Genomic DNA, 21,391 nt, shown 5'->3' with positions numbered 1-21,391 from the left:
TTGCATGCGTGGATAGAATATATATTTTCATTTTATGAAATCGATTTTCGTGAAGCCGTCTTTCACGATGGTAATTTTTAGATGACGGGTTGGCGGGCGCAGGCCGGTTTGTTTCGTCTGCGCAAGTCGACGCTTGCACGCAATCGAACGAGACGCGCTACATAAATTAGGCGGTATGGAGAGGGCTAATAATTTGCACCTAAAGCAGGGCTTGCTAGAGGACGTATTGCGTTGCGAACGCGCCCTCCCCGTCCCGCTCGATTACTGTAGGAGCTCGGCGTCATTGGCTTCAAGATGAAGCGTATCATTCCAGGTCTTGCCAGAAAGAACACCCGTTTTCCGGCCTGCGATTGTGACGTCTTTCGCTTCGCCCGTCGTATTAACGTAGAGCGTCCGGCCATCGACCACGCGCGCATAAACACCCTCAGGCGTCACGGGCCCGGGCTTGATGCCGAGTTGCGCATAGAGGCGGCGATATAGCGGCTGCATAACGGCAGGTTGGGCGGGCGTCGCCACATAGATGGCTTGCCCCTTGCCAAATCGATTGACAGTCACGACCGGCGGCGAACCTTCGACATTCGAAAACCGCCCCAGGACCTGGGCGGTGGAAGGCTCCAGAACCTCGTAGAAATTGATAGTTGTGCTGAAGTTTGCATCGCCCACCGTCCCGGTGAGCGGTGTGTCGGTTCTGTAGAATTCATTCGTCTTCAAGCCGAAGACATCTGACAATCGGCCCGGCAGCGGCGTGTCAAACCACTGATTGTTTTCATTCACCTTGGCCGAGAAGGCCGTCATGATGACAGTGCCGCCGTTTTTCACATAATTACGAATATTGTCCGCCGATGCCTGATCCATGAGGTAGTCGCCAGGCACGACGACGAGCTTATAACGGCTCAAATCTTCGTGCCCGATATTTATAACGGCCGCATCGATATTGTCTTTGTAGATCGGCGAGAATGCGTTGTGCGCCTGCGTCAGATAGGGTGTCGTAAAGTACTGCTTGACGGTGTTGGACCAGCTGATGGGATTTGACGCGACCCGGCTCTCGAACGAATAGGCAAATGCCACGTCGGGTTTGAGATCTCTGGGGAAACCCAGAGTTTGAATCTTCTTGAATTCCGTCGCGATGCGTCCCCATTCGCCCAGTTTCCAGGATGGCGTGTTGTCATGGTCGAGCAAACCAAAGAGGGCCTGTTCCTCGCCGCCTTGATGGCTGTTGAACGTCCAGGCCAGCGCCGCCTGCCCGCCATTGAGGAGGCCGAAATAGGCCCACATGCGCGAACGGCCCTTGGCGCCATAATAGCCACCACCACCGGCCTGGAATTCATTGAACCAGACGGGAGTCGGCAATGCCCCCTTCATCATAAGGGTCTCAAATGCACCGCCGATCGGCTCGCCGGCATAATAGCCGAAGGCACCATAATTTACGTACTGCTTGTAAGTTGCAAGATAATCAAATCCCTTGCGCTCACTGCTGTCCCACAGGTTCGAAATCGCGGGCTTGTCTGGGACATTTTTCTCACGAATGTCGTCCAGATCGTTTAGAACCTTCACGGTCACATCCGACCAGTAGCGGTGCAGATCGAGGAAGCGCTCAAACGGCCCGGGGCCTTCGCCGTAAGGGATCTGTACCTGGTCCCAGTCGCTAATGCGACGTGACCAGCGCTGGGTTGCCCACGCCTTGTTCAAAGTCGGCAAATCGCCATAGCGAGCCTTCAACCAGCCAATGAAGCGCTGCCGATCGGCCTCGGAATAGGACATGAAACCGTTACCGATTTCATTGTCAAAGCCGATCGCATAGAGGGCCGGATGCTTGGCATAATGCTTGGTCAAGGTGTCGGCAAAATCCTTGACTAGACGCTGGTAGTCCGGGTCGCTGATATTATCCATATACCGTTCAGCGGGATTGAGCTTGGTACCGTTCTGCGCCACGAGGTCGACGCCCGGATATTTGTAATGCAACCAGATCGGCGCCGGCAGGCCTGAGATATCAAGAATGACCTTGATGCCGTTGGCGTGCATCTCGTCCATTACCGCGTCAAAGGCCTTGAAATCATAGACGCCTTCCGCCGGCTCAAAATAATCCCAGGATAGATCGCCCATTCGGACAACCGTAAACCCGGCTGTCTTCATAAGGGCGATGTCCTTATGAATCTGTTCAGGCGTCCTGTCGACCGGCTGATAGCACGTACCCACAAAGAGCTCGCCTGCGCCCGGCCAATTTGGGTGCGCCGTCGCCGTGGCAGCCAATGTTGGGCACGTGGCGACCGAAAACAAGGCGGCGGTTGCAAACAGAAGGGACTTGAGTTTCATGGCTGTCTCGCGAGGCACGCCGGACGTGGCGTCCGGCCGGATATAAAATGGAGGCTAAGCGCAGAGGGGCAAACTTAACCTTTGAAGGTGATCTTGAAGGCGCTGCCATGACGAGTTGGCAGGCTTGAGGGTAGGTCAACCTCAAGGGCAGTCGCCGTTTGACGGAACGTCAATGGCTTTTTCACTCCAAGAAGGGTTACACGACCAACCTTTCGTTTTCCCGATGCGCCGCTGAGCCCCAGCGTATTAATGCTGAGCTTGCCGGACGGCTCTCCCAGAGTAATCGCATAGAGAGCGTCACCCTTCGTGGTGAAGCGCATGTCCTTCGGTGTGTAATCTGCGTTCTCACGGAAGGCGCCGTCTGCCGTCTCGGTGGGGCCTTCCCCATAGACGGTCCATGGCCGTGTGCCATGGATCGCTTCTGCGTTCACCTTCATCCAAGCCGCCAGTTCATCCAGCAGCACCTGCGACTCCGGAGGCAGGCTGCCATCCGGGTACAGCACCACATTCAATAGAAGGTTGCCATTCTTGCTAACAATGTCGGCCAGCATATGCAGAACCTGGGTCGCGGTCTTATAGGTGTAATCATCGGAATAAAACCAATCGCCGTTTGACGTATCGGTTTGCCAAGCTCTCGGATTGATCCCTTTCAGAACGCCACGTTCAACATCTTGAACGCACGCTTCCGCGTAGAACTCGCCGGAACCAAGGGCTTTACAGTTGTATACGGACTGCGTCGCCCCCTGGCCGTTGAGCTGGCTATTATAGAGATGGGCAACAAGCGACCTACCCACGACGCCAAACGGCATGCCACCGTCGGAATACAGCAGGTCCGGCTTGTAGGAGTCGACAAGCTCACGAATGCGCTCAAACCACATCTGATGATATTTGGGATCGGTGGTGTACCAGGTGTCGGTATCACCCTTGAAGGCCTCGCCATTGGTCTCATGGTATAGGTCCGCATATTTCGGATCCGCGCCGTCATAATTGACGCCCATTTTCGGCCAGAACTGATCGTACCCGTGGCTGGGATAATACCAGTTATGACTGGCACCCAGGTGCTCCGAAACGCCAAAGCGCAAGCCGCGCTTCTTCGCGGCCGCGTGCCACTCCCCTACGATATCGCGCTTCGGCCCCATCGCCTTGGCATTCCACCGGTGCAGTTTGGAGTCCCACAGATCGAAGTTGTCATGGTGTACACCCATGCTGACGAAGTACTTGGCACCCGCGGCAACATATTTATCCATCAGGGCTTCGGGATCGAATTTCTCCGCCGTCCACAAAGGGATAATATCCTTGAAGCCAAATTCGGACGGGTGACCATACTGCTTCAAATGCTTTTCATAGTGAGGATGCCCCGGCACATACATCCAGCGGGCATACCAATCACCGGCGCGTGGCACGGCTTGCGGTCCCCAGTGCGCCCAAATGCCAAACTTAGCGTCGCGAAACCACTCCGGGGCTTCGTAGGTTTTCAGCGAGTCGACCGTCGGTTCGAAGGGGCCAGCCTTGATTGGCAGGGTATAAGTAGACGGGGCGGCGGACTTATCCGCCACTGGCTTTGCGGTATCACGCGCCTCAACCTTGCCGGCAACAGCTAACGCCGCCAACAGAGGTGCGCCGAAAAGCGATCGCTTACTAATCTCTACCATCTCATTCCTCACCTTTTATGGGCGCCCGCCTGCGCGCGCCCGTTTATATTAAAGACAGCGCCCCCGTCGCGCTTACTCAAACTGCCGTATATGAAAGTAACATTCAATAGAAAAACCTGCGCTTTGCATGTATTTCCGGCGTATCGAGCAAAGCGAAGGTTTGGGTACGCTCCTGACAGGCATTAAGTTACGGACGGCCTAAGCGGTACGGCCTGAGCCGTTACGGATAGGCGCGCCGGAATCAGGGCGTCCGGCGAGCCATCCGCAGACACAGCTTCGAGGGTGATTTTCCCAGCCTGCCGCACGCCCTGAACGATCACTTGCGCAAGGCCATTGAAGAGCGAGCGCTCCATGCTCTTATCGCTTTCGAGACAGTTAGGATCGCCGTTCCCGACACCGATCAGCTTTCCTGGTCCGGACACTTTGAAGGCGATCTTATTACCGGCGACCGGAACCGCTCGTCCCTTCTTGTCCAACGCCTCAACGGTGAAAATGGCGACATCTTCGCCATCGGCATAAATTGTGGATCGATCGACGCTCAACTTGATCGCTGCGGGTTTGCCGGTCGTATCTCGTCGCTGGGTGAGTATACGCTTGCCTTTCGTAAAAGCCCGCGCCTCGATAAAGCCTGGGGCATAGGTCGCCTTCCACTCAACATGGCCAAAGCGCGGTACGGCTTTGCGTCCCAAGCTCTTACCGTTCACCAGGAGTTCGACCTCGTCTGCATTGCTGTACACCCAGACCGGGACCTCTGTACCTTCGCGTCCCTCCCAGTTCCAATGGGGGAAAAGGTGAAGGGCCGGCGCCTTCGCCCACCAGGCTTTATAATAATAGAAGTAGTCCTTCGGGAAGCCGCACATGTCGACGATACCGAACTGAGAGCTGATCGAGGGCCAGTTATAGGGTGTGGGCTCACCTCGGTAATCGAAGCCCGTCCAGGCAAAGCCGCCGGCTTCCCACTCACGTTCCATTTGGAATTTCCACCAGTCTTCCGGTGTTTGGCCCCAGGGCACAACACCGTCATAGCTGCTCATCACATTGCGGCTGGGATCCGTCCGGTACTCGCCGCGGGTCGATACGGCGCTGGATGTTTCGGATCCAAACACCGGCCGCCCGGGATTATCCTTGTGGAACCCGTCGGGGAACCACTGCACATAGTTGAAACCAATCAAATCGACGGGATCGGACACCCCCTGCTTATTGTCGCTATTCACCGCCACGGTCACGAGACGGGTCGGGTCAAGCTCGTGGCAGCGGCGCACCATGGTCGCCGATATCTTCGCGCCTTGTTCAGCCATATCTTTTTGAAGCAGAAATTCTTCATTACCGATCGACCAACCGATGATGGCTGGCGAATTGCGGTATCTTTTTATCATCTCGTCGAGTTGCGCCATGCCCTCCGGATTTGAGCTCATCTGACGCGTTTCACACAGCATCATCATACCCATCCGGTCGCAGGCCTCTACGAGCTCGGGCGTCGGCATGTTGTGCGAGGTCCGGATGGCATTGCAGCCCATGTCCTGCATAACGCCCACCCGGAACCGCTGCAAACGATCCGGCAGGGCGACACCAACGCCGGCGTGATCTTGGTGATTGCAAACCCCCTGGAGCTTCACATGCTGGCCATTGAGGAAAAAGCCACGATCGGGGTCAAAGCGAGTATGGCGAATGCCAAACGATACCTGATCTGCATCGACGATTGTGTCACCCCGTTCGACGCTGACAACGGCGGAATAGAGGTTGGGGGTACCGGGCGCCCAAAGTGCCGCACGTGTCAGTTCCGTACGCGCCGTAAAAACTGCCATGCCGTCGACGGCGATAGCCTGGCGCGGTGCCTCGGCCGATGCAACGACGGTCCCGGCCGGGTCGATAATCGTCCACTTCACGCGCGCATCGGCTCCGCTGGCGCCGCTGTTGACGACGGTCGTACGTAAAGCAAGGACGGCGGTATCGCCGGCCAGTTCCGTGTTAACAACGCTTTCCCACTGCCCGACATGCAGAGCATCCATCTTGGTGAGCCAAACGTGACGATACAGGCCCGCGCCTTCGTAGAACCATCCGTCGCCATAGGTCGCGTCAACCCGGACGGCAATTACATTCTGAGCGCCATAGGCCAGGAAATCCGTCACATCAAAGCGGAATGGCGTATAGCCATTTGTGTTCCGGCCGATAAAGCAACCGTTGACAAATACCAGGACATCCCGGAACGCACCGTCGAATTCTACCCAGATGCGCCGTCCTTGATCGCTGGCGGGAATAGCGAACTCCCGGCGATACCAGCCAACACTGGTTTCAGGATAGCGGCGGCCCAGTGGCTTGTAACCGTGGGACCGCAGCTGGGCATCCCCCTCACCGGCATCATCGTGCACAAACGGCAACTCGACCGCCCAGTCATGCGGGAGATTGACCGACGTCCAATTCTCGTCTTTGAAGCCGAGTTTAGCGAACTCAAACTTTCCCGTCTTCGAGAAGTCAGCCTGTCCAAAACCAAAACCGAGGTCTTTGGTCGGATCGGTGCCGTGACCGAAGGTGAACTTCCAGTCAAAATCGAAGAGCAGACGCTCGCGCGGCGCGACCGACTGTGCACCTGTGGCGCTTTGCGCGGCGGCTTGCGCAGTCAGCGGGGAAATGCCCGCCGCGACGACAGCGCAGGTCGATAGCAGCATCTGCCTGCGATCAAGTTCGGCCATTTAGTACCTCTCAATTTGCTTTCCGGCCGTTACGCCGGGATCAGTCGCGCAATGTATACGGCGGTTAAGCCGCGTGAAGTTAAGATTTCGGCGTCAGGCTCACGAGCACGATATCATTGGAATTCATTGGGAATTCGATCTCAGTCGCGCCCGTTTTGCCAACCCTTATAACCCGCGTGCGTTCCGGCACATCCTTTGTCAGGGTCTGCAATTGTTTGAGCTGAGCGGCGCTGACATTGGCCGGCGAACCCATATCGATGTAAGCGCTATAGGCGTCATTCACCTTATAGCCCGTGCGATACACGCTCAGGGCATAATCGCCCGGTTTAAGACCTGAGAGATTAAGATGCGCCGGTTTTGACGGCTTATTTGGTACCAGCTTACTAAAGAATGTTTTGTTGCTGCTTCCCCCCTGATCCGGCAGTTGAAAATCCCAGACTACCGCGTTCATGGTCTTGCCATCATAGGCGACCCAGGTCTGGGAGTCATTGGTTGGAACTTCGTTACCCTTCAGCGCATTCAGGTATTTGTAAGCAAACCAGGACGGCTTACGAACGCCGTCTTTCGTCATCAAGCCAAAGCCGCCGTGGAAAGTATTGCCCGGAGGGCCTGGCTCTTCGAACAGGTCGGAATAGGTCCAATAACTCATGCCTTGGGCAATGCCTTGGGTCTGCTTAAGCTTATCTGCGATATAGGGGGCCGCGACATAGGAGTCGTGGCTGAGGTCGCGCGGATTGTAGCTTGTGCTCCATTCACTGAAAAACAGCGGGAGACCGGGGGCCTGGGAGGCTTCGATTTCACCACGGACCTTTTTGACATCGGCGATAATGGCATCGGGCTTTTTAGACAGTTGCAAGTCCATCTTGCCCTCTTCGTCGAGGTAGCCGTAGTCCACGCCATAGGTGTGGGTCGTGATGAAATCGATCGGCGTATGGGTGACTTTGCTATAGTTGAGTAATTCCGGCACCCATGCCGCGCCTGCCGAAGACGGACCGCCGACACGCAAGGCGGGATCGACGGCCTTAAGCGTCCGGGCAGTAACGCCGTAGAGCGCAAAATAGGCCTCCTGGTCGGCGTACTGCCAGAACCCGTCGAGGTTCGGTTCGTTCCAGACTTCGAAGTACCAGCTTCGCACCTCTTCAGCGCCATAACGGGAAATCAAATGGCGGGCAAAGGCGTCAATCAAACCTTTCCAGAGATCCAATCGCGGATGGGAGGTATTGCCCTTCCAATAAAAGATGGTCTGATCAGATGTCTTCAGGGCATTCGGAGTAAAGCCCAGCTCAATGAAGGGCTTAATGCCCATTTTCAGCATGTTGTCGTAGAGGTAGTCGATCTTGGTCCAATCGTAGACAATCTTGCCATCGACCGATTTGACGGTGCCTAGATCATCGTGAAAGATATCGTGGAAGCGGATATAGCGAAAGCCGAGTTCGGCGGCGGCCAGTTTCAGCTGCGCCTGATTGGCGTCGCGTATCGTAACACCAGAATAGTCCGCGCCGACCGACAGATCGAAGGCCCGATCAATGGGCTTCTGCGCTTGACGAACATCTAGATTGACCTGGCGGACTGTCGGGGCCTTGGCCAAGGCAGGCATCGCAGGCAATAGCAATGCAGCGGCAAGGACGGTGCCGAGGATGCGGCGTGAAACGGGATGCTTGTGGGTCATTGGAACCTTTGGATAGGTGTCGTGTTTTATAGTCATGACGCCAGCGTCGGGGCGCGGCTTTCAAAGAAATGCTGTTGGGTGAGGTGGAAACACCGCTGGACTCTGACATTAGCCGCGTTGGACAATGGCAGTTCTGCGGTGTTTCCGCTTCACGCTGTTATCTGCCGACCACCTGGACGAGGCTCGGCGCGGACTTGACAAACGCCTTGTCGCTACCCGTGGCCGTTAGCGTGCCAGACGCGTCGTTCCAGTGCAGGGTAGTCGTGACAGCCCCCTTGCCCTTTTCATAGTCGTAGCTGGTACCATCGTCGTCATAGAGGCTGAAGTCGCCGTCCTTGCCCGGATAGACCTTGAGGGCAATGATGGTCTGCTTTGTTGCGGTTGATTGAATGTCCGAGCCCAAAGGCACGATCGAACCAGCTTTCACAAAGACAGGGATCTTATTGATCGGCGCAGCCACCTTGACCCAGCGACCGCCGGTCAGCTTTTCGTTGGTCCAATAATTATACCAGTCGGTGCCGGCCGGAAGATAGACGTCCTTCTCCGTCTGGCCCTGCTTAGTAATCGGCGCCACCAGGAATGCCGGACCGAACATGTATTGCGTGCCGATATCGGCAACGTTCGGGTCGTTGGGGAAGTCCATCCACAGGGCGCGCATGAATGGCGTTCCGGTGTCATAGGTCGTCTTTGCAGACGAATAGAGGTAAGGGATCAGGCGATAGCGTAGCTTGTCATACTCGCTGACAATCGCTTCCGCCTGCTTGCCGAAAGCCCAGATTTCGGTGTGCTTCTTGTCGCCGTGCAGGCGCAGGGTCGGCAGGAAGGTGCCGTACTGGAACCAGCGGGTGAAAAGTTCCGGATAGTCATTATTCTGGCCAACCGTTTCGCGCGCATCGGACGGATCAAGCAGCGGTGTGCCGGTGAAGCTGGTGGTCTGCGGCAGCCACTGCCAACCACCGATATCATTGCCCCAGTAAGCGATGCCGGAAGCCGTCATGTTAAGGCCGGTCGGGATTTGGCGGGCCAGGGCTTCCCAAGTGGGGTTGATATCCGAAGACCAGAACAGGGCGCCGGTACGTTGCGAACCCAAATAGGCGGCGCGGCTCAAAATAAGTGCCCGCTTATTGGGTTTCCAGGCTTTCATGCCTTGTTGAACGCCCTCAACGTGCACCAGCGGGAAGACGTTGTGATAACGGTCGCCTGAGCCAATCGAATAGAAGAAGCCATCCGGCACCAGGTCCGGCTCAGTCTCGTCCAGCCACGGATAGTCGAAACCGTGACTGAGAATATTGTCACGGGCGTGCTCCCAGAACCATTTGCGCGCTTCGGGATTGGTCGAGTCGATCAGCCCCCCCGTCCGGTCGGAACGGAACGGCAGGCCATCAACCGTCTTGCCGTCCTTGTCCTTGAGCAGAAAACCCTTTCGGTCGAGTTCATTGAAATATCTGCCCGCGGTCTCGTAGCGCGGCCAGATCGAGACGATCGACTGCATACCCATATCGTGCAGTTGCTTGTTCATCGCATCCGGATCAGGGAACTCGGCCGGATTGATGTCCATCTGGCCCATGCGCGTCCAGTAGAACCAGTCCAGCACCATGACGTCGAGCGGGTACTTCTTGTCGCGATACGTGTTAGCGACACGCAAAATTTCCGCCTGGCTGTCATAACGTGCCTTAGACTGGATCAGGCCAAAGGCGGCCTTGGGTGGGATCGGTGTCTTGCCGGTCAGGCGGGCATAGCCAGAATAGATTTCCTCGGGCGTATTGCCGGTGATCACGAAGAAAGACACGCGCTCACCAACCTTGGACTGGAAGCCAAGGCGGCCATTGACGCCGGCGACGAAGCGGGTTTGCGACGGGTTGTCCCAGACGATGCCATAGCCTTTGCTGGAGACCATGAACGGCACGCAGACAGTCTCACCGGCCGGAGCATCGTACCAGTGCTGACAATCGAGAACACGACCGCGCAGATCCAGCGCGCCCAGGCTCTCCTGGTTCTGGCCCATGCCGTAATAGTGCTCGCCGTCCGGAGCGGCAAAGGCCGCACCAACCTGGAACGTCTGTTCGCCATTGACCTCATGCGGCGACATTTCCCAGCCATTCATGGTCAAAACCGTTTCACCCTTGGCATTCTTCACCTGAAGGCCGACCGGGGCGAGAGAGGGGGCAAAGTATTTTTCGCCCTGGCTGGGCGTGCGAGCCGGTGGCGCGGCATTGACATGCAGTGACAGGGCGCCCGACGTAAAGGAATCGCCTGTGCTATCCGTTGTCTGCTTGAAGGCGCCATTATCAGCGCCTTCGGGCAGGATGCCGTATCCGGCCGGGTTCAGAACCTCGGCCTTATCGACGGCGATGGTGACGTGGATGACATTGGGTCCATAGGCCTCGACGCTGACCCAGGCCCCGTTGCGGTCCAGCGTGGAGATTGGGGCGGCGTGTGCGGCGGTTGCCAGCGCAAAAGCGGAGGCCAGGCCCATTAGGGCGGCTTTAAAGGTCATGGAAACTCTCAATTTCGGGTAGCGAAAGATGAAATTTTGGCGGGCCCGGCTGCGCTAGCCAGAAGTTGCGAGATATAGTCGGCGTGTGTAGGCATGCTTGCAACAGTTTGATGGACGACCGCGTGAAGACGGGCAAAATGGCTGCGCAACTGTGCCTGATCAATTTGATCGACAAAGGGATCGTAGGCTTCTGGCACTACGCCTAAGCCAAAATACAACGACAGCCACGAGGGTTCGGTGAACCCGTTTTGATCATAGACCACAGCATGCCCGGTTTCGCGGAACGTTTCAATTTGATGGCTAAGTCTGTCTGGGATAGCCATATTCCGACAATATTGCCAGAACTCTGAATCATCTCTTTGGCTGATCTTGTAGTGCAGGATGATAAAGTCCCGAACATTCTCATACCAGATCGCGGCACGCCGGTTATATTCGGCGATCAATCGCGGTTTAAACGTCAAGTCCGGAAACAACTCGATGAGGGATCCGACACCACTTTCAATCATTTGAATACTGGTCGATTCCAAAGGTTCAAGAAAGCCTGACGATAAACCAATAGCGACACAATTCTTAACCCAGGCGGCTTTCCGCCGCCCCGTTGTAAACCGGAGTTGCCGGGGCGTGTCCAACGCCTCGCCATCGAGATTTTCCATCAGCAGTCGCCCCGCCGCGTCATCGGTTGTAAAGCCATCGCAATAGACGTGACCATTGCCGATCCGGTGCTGAAGAGGAATGCGCCATTGCCAGCCAGCCGCACGTGCCGTCGAGCGGGTATAAGGGGTGAGCGGATCTACGGACGCACACGGCACGGCCTGCGCCGAATTACAGGGTAGCCAGTCAGACCACTCTTCGAAGCCCGTCTTGAGGCTGTCCTCGATAAGGAGCCCGCGGAAGCCGGAGCAGTCTATAAAGAGGTCACCTTCAATGAGGCGCCCATCCTGCAAGATAAGATGATCAATAAAGCCGGTTTCGTCGTTCAGATTGACATTAACAATCTTGCCTTCGGTACGCGTGACGCCACGCGCCATTGCATAGTCGCGCAAGTAAGCGGCGTAGAGGCCGGCGTCAAAATGATACGCATAGGAATAGGCGTTGTGGGCACTGACCTGTTGCCCTGAGGGCGGTTGAAAGCGATTGTGGCGGGCGATAACGGTGGACATGGACCAGTTTTCGAAGGCTGGGATGTCTTCGATCGCCTTGAGACGAAGCCAGTGATGATGCGGAGACCGGTTTTCAATGCGCGGTCCGAAGTCACCAAAGCCATGGAAGAACCGGTTTCCGATGTGGCCCCAGTCGCGGAATTCAATACCAAGTTTAAACGTTGCCTTGGTCTTTTGAATAAAATCATCCTCGTCGATGCCAAGACTGCGATTAAAGAAGCGGACGGTCGGTAGTGTCGCCTCCCCTACCCCAATCGTTCCAATATCGGCAGACTCGACCAATTCAATTGTCGTGCTCTTGGGTAGTCTTTGCGCCAATGGCGCTGCCGTCATCCATCCAGCTGTACCGCCGCCGACGATTACGATTTTACGAATAGGCGGGCCTGACACGGGGCGTATCCATTTTCAAAAGTCCCTTCCAGTCGAGAAACCGGAAGGGACAAGTTGGGAAGTCCTCACATAACAGCTTACCTGTCGGACCAGCAGGCGAGCGTGTAGGCCGGTCATCAGGGAGACGGACCGGCCAACCCTTTCTAGAACGTGTAACGGAGCTGCGCGGTGTAACGCGGGCCTGACACAAACCAGGCGCGCCCCTTCGTTCCTATGTGCTGTTGCATCAATTGACGGAATTGCGCGTCGTTGATGTTTTGGGCTTCGACACCGAAGGTCAGCTTCTCGTTGATCTTGTAGAAGAATGACGCATCGAGTTGACCGTAATCATCCGCCCAGGTCGGAAGCCCCCAGTTGATCCCCGGATTGGGCACCGTGCCATAGGTGGCGCTGGCAGGATTGGAATCGTAAGCGTCGCCACCCTGCGTTCCGTTGACATTGACCGCCTGAAGGTACTTGGACCGCCAATTGTAAGCCAGGCGTGCCGAGATCGGGCCCTTGTCATACATGATGGCCAAGTTGTAGGCGTACCGCGACAGATAGGCGAGAGGCAGGTTGCCAAAGGTCCGTGCGTCGGTGTCGCATCCGTTCAGGTTCAGATTGAGCGAGGCCGCGATTTGTGCGGGCGTCGCTGTAGATGCGACCGTGCAGTATTGAGACGTCACAGGCGTGTAGAGGTGTTGCGAGCTGTCCACATAGGTGAAGTTCGCTTGCACGCCGAAGCCCGAAAGCCAACCTGGCAGGAAGTCGTAATATTGTTGGTACGCGATTTCCATACCGCGTGCCGTACCGTCAGCACCATTAATCGGTCCGGTCGTAGTGAAGTTTTGCAGCTGTCCGTTGACGTCCGGCAACTGGAACGTACGCAATTGACTGATGACGATGTCATGCAGGTCCTTGTTGAACACAGCAAACGTCAAGGAGCCGACCGGGGAGAAATACCACTCTGCCGTCAAATCGGTTTGTGTCGAGGTCGTGGGCTTCAGGTAAGGGTTCCCGGCGCTTGTGCCGGTCAGATTGACCGAATTGATCGTCGAACTCGTCCCCGTCGTGGTAATGTCAAACCCTTGCGACAGACTGGTGTAGCCTTGCAGCTGGGTAAAGTCCGGACGTGACAAAGCGCTGGCGATGGCGAACCGCACCTGGAACTCAGGCGATACCTTCATACGCAGGTTCAAGCTCGGCAAGACATTGTTGAACTTGTTGTGGAACTCTTCCGCCTTCGCGTAGGCTGGGATGTTCGGAATCGTCACACCACCGACCGTGTTACCCGCCGGAATGTTCGGCGCAGTGGGGCTGAAAACAGTATAGCCGAAGGCCGTCATATCGGTCTGGACGTAACGAATACCGATATTGCCGTCGACCGGATACTTCAGATTGTCCCAACCGAACCGCAGTTGTGTGTAGACCGCCTGGGTAGTCTCCGTTTGCTTGTTGGTGCCTGCGGGATCGGTTCCGAAGGTGGCTGGTGTCCAAGGCGAGCAAGCGCTGGCGTCACCACCGTGCGCTTCGGCGCACAGGATGTCGTGGTACTTGTGCAACGCGGTGTAGCTGTCCGGATAACCGGTGGCGAGAGAGACGTTCGGGAAGACAAGGGACGGCGCCGACAGCTTGCCATTGAAGAAGTTATCGAAGCTGTGCAGGCTCGTGTTGCCAGCGAAGCGCGGATCGCCCAAATAGGCAAGCCCCGAAATATCCCAACCGATTTGCCACGGCTGCGTGATGGCAGCCCAATTGTAGCTAGGGTTAGAGTTTTGCGTTGTAGCGTCACGATCCGTGGTGCGGACACCGAAACGAACATCTTTCAGGAAACCCTTGTCGATGTCGTACTTGGCATCAGCGCGCCAGGCCCACTCGTGAGCGATGCTCTTATCCATGTGCTCCATGGTGAATGCCCAATAATAATTATTGGCGTTCGCGAGATAGGCTTCATCAACGGTGATCCGAGGCACATCGCCACGCAGGTCGAGCGTTTCAGACGGGATGGTCACCCCGGTGGCTACGGTCGAGTCGAAGCTCCGGGTATTGGCGCGGATATATTGCAGGTCTGTAGTGAGGGTCCACTTGTCGGACGGCGTCCACTTCAGGTTCCACGCAACGTCCGTCGTATCGGATTTACGGGTCGACGTGCGGGTATCGTCGCCGAAATTGATACCGCCATCGGTCGGGTCCGTCAGCGTGCCGGTCAACAGCGCGCCATTGGCGTCATAGGTGGCGTCGCTGGACACCTGGATATTGTAGGGTGAGGACTGGGCGAAGATGGCCTGCTCATTCCACTGCATTTCATAGTGCGAGTTGAAGAAGGTCAAGGTCGTCAGAAGGTCCTCGTTCGGACGCCATTGCAGGGCGCCGTAGGCGCCGAAACGCTTGCGGTCGAACTCAAGCGTACGCCATTGCGCACCCTTGGGAATCCAGACGGTTTTGCCCGGTACAATATTTGTACGCGGATAATAGGGCTCAACCTGGAAGGCGTCCGTGCGTGTACCGCTGCGCGAATAGGCTATGTCGAACAACGCGCCGAAATCACCGGCGCCGGTGCTCCAGCGGTTGGAATAGAGCGCGGAAGCCGACGGATCGACATCGCCTTTTTTCAGCGTGCTATAGGTGCCCTGAATGGACACGGCCGCCTTTTGTCCCTTGTAGTCGAAAGGCAATGCGGTCCGCAGGTTCACCAAGCCACCGACGGCGCCTTCGATCTGCTCTGCCGATGGGTTCTTGTAGATGTCGACACCGGCCATCAGTTCGGGCGGAACGTCTTCAAAATTCAATGAACGGCCACCGTTGGCCGAGAAGCTGTCGCGGCCGTTCAACTCGGAACGGACATAGGTGAGACCGCGGATGTTCACACCGGAGCCTTCGACCGAATAGTGTTCCGGGTCCCCCTTCGAGAAGTTATGGTCGATGGTAACACCGACCACACGCTGCAGAGCTTCCGTGACTGATCTATCAGGCAGCTTGCCGATATCATCCGCGACGATCGAATCGACGATTTCACCGGAGGTTTGCTTTATTTTTTGGGCCGACTTCAAAGCGGCGCGCTGGCCGGTGACGACAACGACGGTGTTGTCGGCAGGCGCCGGAGCATCTTGCGCGAACGCAGACGCGGTGACCGAGAGGGCGCCAATCACAAAGAGTGATGCGCTGCTCATGAGGCCGAGTTTTTTCAATTGGGTTTTCATCATTCTTCCCTACATCCCCGTCAAAAAGCGGGTCTTTTGATTTTTGAATTTTTGCCATTTTGGACGGTGCTTTTGCCATGCACCGATCTTCATTTGCCACTGCAGAGCCGGACCGTCTTATGCGATCCGGGCGCAATGGAACGCGAATGTGTAATTGTGTCTGCCTCTCCCCAATATTTCTTGTTTGTATTATAATATCAAAGGAATCAAACAACACCTAACCCACTAATTTCGTTTGACATTTTCCAATATGTAGGACTAAAGTGTCCGGCACACTGACCGCTTTGTCCGGAACCGTACATGCCTCGTTCACTAAACAATATCCTCTTGGTCGACGATGATGACGACATCAGACGGACGGCCGAATTGCTGCTTACGAAGGCTGGATTCGGCTTTCAGGGGGCGCCGACCCCTGAGGATGCGCTCAGCCGTATTGTGTCGACGAAATTCGACGCGGTTCTGCTCGACCTGAATTTTACGAGGGCACAGACATCGGGCGCCGAAGGACTAGCGTGCCTGCGCGATATCCTTCGCCACGATCCCGATGCACAGGTGATCGTCATCACAGGCCACAGCGGTCTGGGCATCGCAGTTCAGGCTTTGCGAAACGGTGCGCGCGATTTCATTATGAAGCCGTGGAACAACGAACGGCTGATCGAAGCGGTCGAACAAGCGGTGGCATCCCGTAAATCAGACGCCCTCCCGCCGGAACCCGCTGCAATGATAGGTCCGTCTCAACTGACCAGACGCCTGAAAGACACTCTTGACCGATATGCCTCCCTGACCGTTTCCGTCCTTATCCGGGGCGAAGTTGGCGTTGGCAAGACGCTAGCGGCGACCACTTTACACCGGTTGTCGGGTCGGACCCACCTTGTTCACCTGGATGCTGGCGGAATGACGCTGGAGTCTTTGACGGACCAGCCCAACACGACCGTTATCGTCGAAAATATTCACAACCTGACACCTGCGTCTGCGTCGGCCCTGCACCACTGGCTCAACCGCGCGCCGCTTATAAACAGCCGGCTCGTCTCTACGACGGAACGCTTGGGCACGGATCTTGGATTGGATCGAGGCCTTACCTATGCGGTGAGCACATTGGACATGGAAATTCCTCCGCTTCGCGAGAGACGAGACGATATCGTCCCCATTGCAGAGTACTTTGTAAGGGTCGTGTGCCACAGAAACAATTTGGCGCCAAAGACGCTATCAGACGAGGTCCAGGCGCGACTTAAAGGCAACCCCTGGTCCGATAATTTGCACGCGCTTAGGCATGCGATCGAACGCGCGGCCGTCAGCGAAAGCGGAAATATAATATCTGACGTAGCGTTGGGATTGGATTTTGACGCAACGACGGCGTCGCCGGCACCTACGCCGAAACTGGCCGATACCGAAAAGACAATCATTGAAGCGGCGCTCGAACGGTGCAACTTCAATGTCTCCGCAGCTGCGCAAGAATTGGGTCTGACACGGCCAGCCCTTTACCGTCGGATGACGAAATATGGTCTATAGCTCACGTGGACTGCACATATTGGCCTGCCTGCTGCTCGCAGGGGCTGGCGTTTTTGCCTATGACGCCCTCATGCATGCGCTATGGGCAAATGCTGCAATCGGAGTCATGCTGTTCATCGCCCTCCTCGCCTACTTATTCGCGACATCTGGTCCGGCCTTCAAACTGACCTCCAGCGATACACAGCGCAGCCCGATTGACAGCAATTTACGCGTTATCCTGGACCAAGTGCCCATCCCGCTCATTCAATATAACGAAGACAACGGACCGATTGCCCTAAATCGCGCGGCGCGGGAGGTCTTCGGAACCGATGACAAGATAGCCCTGCATCGCGATGAGCTATCAGACATCCTCAGTTTCGCACCGGGGGTCCGTCCCAGACTCACGGCAATGGGCCGTTCGTATTCCGTCAGTATGAGTGAACTGGTGAACACGGAGGGGCACTCTATTCTGGCCGCATTGACCGATGTCCAGACCGAGGTAAACCAAGCCGAGGCGGCGGCCCTTCGCGACACCCTGCAGATATTGAGCCATGAGATTATGAACTCACTGACGCCTGTGGCGTCCTTGGCGGACATTGCCCGGTCTTATCTCATTGATGACAAGCCAGACATCGCACTGGCCACGGAATCCCTGGAGATGCTGGCCCGCAGAGCAAAAAGCCTGACCCTCTTCATCGAGGCGTACCGATCCGTGGCCCGTCTGCCCGAACCGGTCCTTAGACCCGCCGATCCGAAGACATTTGTCGAAGATATTTTCCTGTTGTTTCAGCGCTCCCCGTCCATGAGCGGCATAGACTTTCAATTCCGCACAGAAGGTCCGATTCCCCGCCTGAACCTTGATGAAACGCAACTTGGCCAGGCGCTCATAAATGTGTTGACCAATGCCGTCGAGGCGACGGAAACTCTGACCGGACCAAGACAGGTGGTCATGGAGCTTGCGCAGGTTCATCAGAATGTGGTCATCCGCATTTCAGACAATGGCGGCGGCATTGCGGACAGTGTGAAGCCAAACCTCTTTAGCGGTTTTATGAGCACGAAAAGCAAGGGTACGGGCACGGGCCTAAATCTTGCGCGACAGATCGCTCTTGCTCATGGGGCGAATTTGCGCCTTGAAGAGGAAGACGGTCAAATGACAACCTTCACCTTTTCATTTCCGGTGCCGTTTCAGGGGGCTCCCTTCCTCGAGTCTACGCAGACCTAATGCCATCTCTCCCTTATATCGCACTTGATGATATCTCGTTCAGTTACACTGAGACGCAGCCACCTGTGCACGCCATTAAAGGGGTGACGCTGGCGATCGACCAAGGGGAATTTGTCGCCATTATTGGTCCATCTGGGAGCGGAAAATCGACATTGCTGAACATAATCGGAACCCTGGAGGCACCGACAGGGGGAGTGTACCGGCTGGGTGGACAAGAGGTTGCGGCATTGCGCGACCGGGATTTATCGCGACTGCGTGCCACCCAGATCGGATTTGTATTCCAGAACTTCAACCTGATCGACCATCTCAGCGTGTTCGAGAATGTCAAACTGGGCCTGCGCTTCCGACACGATGGCCTGGTCAATACCCGCGAACGGGTCATCGCTGCGATGGACAAGGTCGGCATTGCGCATCGCGCTGACCATTTACCCCGACACCTGTCCGGGGGACAACAACAACGGTGCGCCATCGCACGTGCAATCGTCGGCAACCCGGCGCTTGTTCTGGCCGATGAACCGACCGGCAACCTTGACTCGAAAAGCGCCAATCAGATCATCAACATCCTGGAGGATTTAAATCGGCACGGAACAACGGTGATTATTGTCACGCACGCCATGGGACAGGCCGACCGTGCCTCACGCATCGTGGAAATGCATGATGGCGCTGTCCACCTGTCCAGCCGCAGGCTGCCGTGATCCCCGGCGTAGCAGATTTTACCAACGCGTTTCGTTTGCTGGCCATGCGGTGGTCGGTCTACCTCCTTATGTTGGGAGGCCTGGTTCTCGGTTTTGGCACGGCCATTTTGATTGGACTATATATCCACGATGAGCTGACCTACGATCAGTTTATTCCGAACGTCGAGACCGTTCACTTCGTATCTGCGGACTTTGGCCCCCGGCAGCACCCTTTGGTCGCAAGCGACAGAACGCCTGCCGGTGTTGCCCGATGGCTGCGTGCAGATATTCCGCAGACTGAAGCCGTCGCTAGATTGAGTGCCGCGGAATGGCCGATGCGAACACCCCGCCGCTGGGTTAAGGAACGGTTTTACTGGGCTGACCCGAACATTTTTGACGTGCTTCAGCTTCCCTTCGTGTCTGGCCATCCTCGCTCCGCCCTCTCCCGGCCGGGAAGCATCGTCCTGACCGAACGCATGGCCCGTGCCTATTTTGGGCGAACCGATGTGATCGGGCGCACGCTCATCTCGAAAGACAATTTCACGTTCCGGGTCACGGGGATTTTGAAAGATTTCCCAGCCAATACGCACCTCGATCGTGAAATCTTTGCCAGAGGGGCGCCTGAAACTGATCTCCTGTCCGTGTACGACACCAATCCGTCGTTTCTGTGGGCCAACACCTATACATACGTGCGTTTCAAATCCGGTGCGTCGCTACCGAACCTTCAGGCAAAACTCCTTGAAAGTACAAAACGTCGCTGGCAAGGCGATAACAACCTGCCTGTCGGCTACCATTTTCTGCCTCTGCGGTCCCTCCACTTCCAACCGCACGGCGATGGCGAAATGAAACCCAGGGGACACGCGGATTCAATCGCCGCCCTTAGCCTGGTCGCCTTAGCGACACTCATTTTGGCCGCGATCAACTTTGCCGGTCTGGTGTTGGCGGAAAAGCGCGAACGCAGATCGGAGATGGCGGTCCAGACCGTTCTCGGTGCCCGCAGGATCGATCTGATCGTTCAGATCTTAAAAGAGGCTATCCTCGTTTATTTCGTGGCCGTTATCGCCGCGCTCGCCTTGCTTGAACGCGTGCTGCCGACTTTAAACCGATCGCTAGATTTGAACCTGGAGCTGTGGCACCGGCCTGTCAGCCTGCTGTGCATCGTCACCGTCGGCGTTATCGTCAGCTCCCTCGCGAGCGCCATTGTGCCCGCCTTGATCATCTCGAAGCCGTACGGATTGTCGAGATCTCTTACGTCGAATGCCCATACCGAGTTCGACAGCCCAAGCAAGTGGACGAGCTGGGTCACGGCGCAGATGGCGCTCGTCATCGTGCTGATAATTGCGTCTCAAACAATGTCGCGCCAATGGAGCTTCGCGACGGAGGGCGCCCTCAATTTTTCCGGCGACAATGTCATTATGGTCAGGCTGGGTGAGTTGCCTGTCGATGATCGCAAATTTCGGGCGGCGCTGTTACAAATGCCTGGCGTTGAAGCCGTTGCGGAATCCTTCGGTACTCCCACGACAGATTTTGTAAGGCCGGGGTGGATCAATCGGCCGGGACGTCCGCTTGTCTCTTTGACACGCAATTCGGTTCATCCGGACTTTTTCAAGGTGTACGGGGTAAACCTGGTGGCGGGACGAAACCTGTCTGGAACCTACCTGACCCCCGAGGAGCCGCGGGAAGTTCTGATCAACCTGGCGGCGGTGAGAGCGTTAGGGTTTGCAAACCCTCAGGCCGCACTGGGTCACGACATCCAGTACGAGACAGATAGAACAAAAATGCGCTCGACAATCGTGGGGGTCGTCCCGGATCTTCGGTTTTCGACGCTTTACGAACCCATCGAGCCCATGCTGTTCGATAATTTCGCCAAATATTTCATTCAGTTGAATATAAGACTTCGCGCATTTGACAGCGTCAGGACGGAAGGGCTCATAGATCAAGCCTGGCTGGCGAGCGATCCAAGCGCCGGCCCCATCGACCGCCGACGATATACGGATTATCTCCTCCAGCAATACCACGACTTACGCCAGCAAATGCGTGTGTTCTATCTGGTGTCCGCAGTCGCCATTGTCCTCTCAGCCTTGGGACTGACGGGCGTATCCATTTTCCTGAAACGTAATCAAGTGCGAGAAATTGCGGTCTATCGAGCGCTGGGGGCGAACGCGTCCGACATCTTTTTAAGCAGACTACTGCCTTTTTGGCGACCGCTGGTGATATCAAACCTTATTGCCTGGCCCGTGGCATGGCTCGTCCTGCGAACCTGGCTAGGATCATTCGCCGATCACGTCCCCCTCACCTTTACAAGCTTTGTTGTTGCCAGCGCCGTTGCGACCCTGTCTGCGGTCCTCACACTCGCCGCGCACTCCTTCTATTCCTCACGGCAACGTTTCGGCACAACGGCGCTCAGACACAAATAACCTGCGCTTGGTGGTATTATGTTGCTCCTGATTATCGCCT

11 protein-coding genes are annotated in these 21,391 nt (G+C 56.2%); 4 read left to right on the top strand and 7 right to left on the bottom strand.

The features are described 5' to 3' along the window. Positions 1-261: 261 nt before the first annotated feature. The 7 genes from RCJ00_RS18905 to RCJ00_RS18875 form a co-directional block, all read right to left on the bottom strand. Positions 262-2,313, bottom strand: coding sequence for a beta-galactosidase (locus tag RCJ00_RS18905; protein ID WP_316223890.1), 2,052 nt, complete (start codon positions 2,311-2,313; stop codon positions 262-264). A gap of 74 nt (positions 2,314-2,387) precedes the next feature. Next, entirely contained in the window at positions 2,388-3,965 is a 1,578-nt protein-coding gene (locus RCJ00_RS18900; RefSeq protein WP_316223889.1) for an alpha-L-fucosidase, read from the bottom strand. 182 nt (positions 3,966-4,147) lie between these two features. Then, entirely contained in the window at positions 4,148-6,655 is a 2,508-nt protein-coding gene (galA, locus tag RCJ00_RS18895) for a beta-galactosidase GalA (RefSeq protein ID WP_316223888.1), read from the bottom strand. A 79-nt stretch (positions 6,656-6,734) separates the two neighbouring features. Beyond that, the gene (locus RCJ00_RS18890) at positions 6,735-8,324 is read right to left on the bottom strand and encodes a GH39 family glycosyl hydrolase (RefSeq protein ID WP_316223887.1); all 1,590 of its coding nucleotides are present in this window, start codon (positions 8,322-8,324) and stop codon (positions 6,735-6,737) included. A gap of 157 nt (positions 8,325-8,481) precedes the next feature. Continuing rightward, entirely contained in the window at positions 8,482-10,821 is a 2,340-nt protein-coding gene (locus RCJ00_RS18885; protein ID WP_316223885.1) for a glycoside hydrolase family 31 protein, read from the bottom strand. Between the two features lie 8 nt (positions 10,822-10,829). Next, on the bottom strand, positions 10,830-12,371 hold the full coding sequence (locus tag RCJ00_RS18880; RefSeq protein WP_316223884.1) for a tryptophan halogenase family protein: 1,542 nt from the start codon (positions 12,369-12,371) through the stop codon (positions 10,830-10,832). A gap of 143 nt (positions 12,372-12,514) precedes the next feature. Continuing rightward, complete coding sequence (locus tag RCJ00_RS18875) at positions 12,515-15,553, bottom strand: TonB-dependent receptor (RefSeq protein WP_316223883.1); 3,039 nt, start codon at positions 15,551-15,553, stop codon at positions 12,515-12,517. A gap of 297 nt (positions 15,554-15,850) precedes the next feature. Between RCJ00_RS18875 and RCJ00_RS18870 the strand changes: the two genes are divergently transcribed. The 4 genes from RCJ00_RS18870 to RCJ00_RS18855 all read left to right on the top strand — a co-directional run bounded on the left by RCJ00_RS18870 (position 15,851) and on the right by RCJ00_RS18855 (position 21,351). Next, positions 15,851-17,059, top strand: a complete 1,209-nt coding sequence (locus RCJ00_RS18870) for a sigma-54-dependent transcriptional regulator (RefSeq protein ID WP_316223882.1) — start codon at positions 15,851-15,853, stop codon at positions 17,057-17,059. After that, a complete protein-coding gene (locus RCJ00_RS18865) occupies positions 17,049-18,260 on the top strand; it encodes a sensor histidine kinase (RefSeq protein WP_316223881.1) in 1,212 nt (403 codons plus the stop codon). Before RCJ00_RS18870 ends, RCJ00_RS18865 begins: the two co-directional genes overlap by 11 nt. A gap of 65 nt (positions 18,261-18,325) precedes the next feature. Next, a complete protein-coding gene (locus RCJ00_RS18860; protein ID WP_316223880.1) occupies positions 18,326-18,955 on the top strand; it encodes an ABC transporter ATP-binding protein in 630 nt (209 codons plus the stop codon). Further along, positions 18,952-21,351 carry an ABC transporter permease gene (locus RCJ00_RS18855; RefSeq protein ID WP_316223878.1) on the top strand — a complete coding sequence of 800 codons (2,400 nt, stop codon included), beginning with the start codon at positions 18,952-18,954 and terminating at the stop codon, positions 21,349-21,351. The genes RCJ00_RS18860 and RCJ00_RS18855 overlap by 4 nt, the downstream gene beginning before the upstream one ends. Positions 21,352-21,391 lie beyond the last annotated feature (40 nt).

Source organism: Asticcacaulis aquihabitans, from assembly GCF_032490435.1.
Taxonomy (GTDB): domain Bacteria; phylum Pseudomonadota; class Alphaproteobacteria; order Caulobacterales; family Caulobacteraceae; genus Asticcacaulis.
This window is presented reverse-complemented; position numbering and strand designations above follow the sequence as displayed.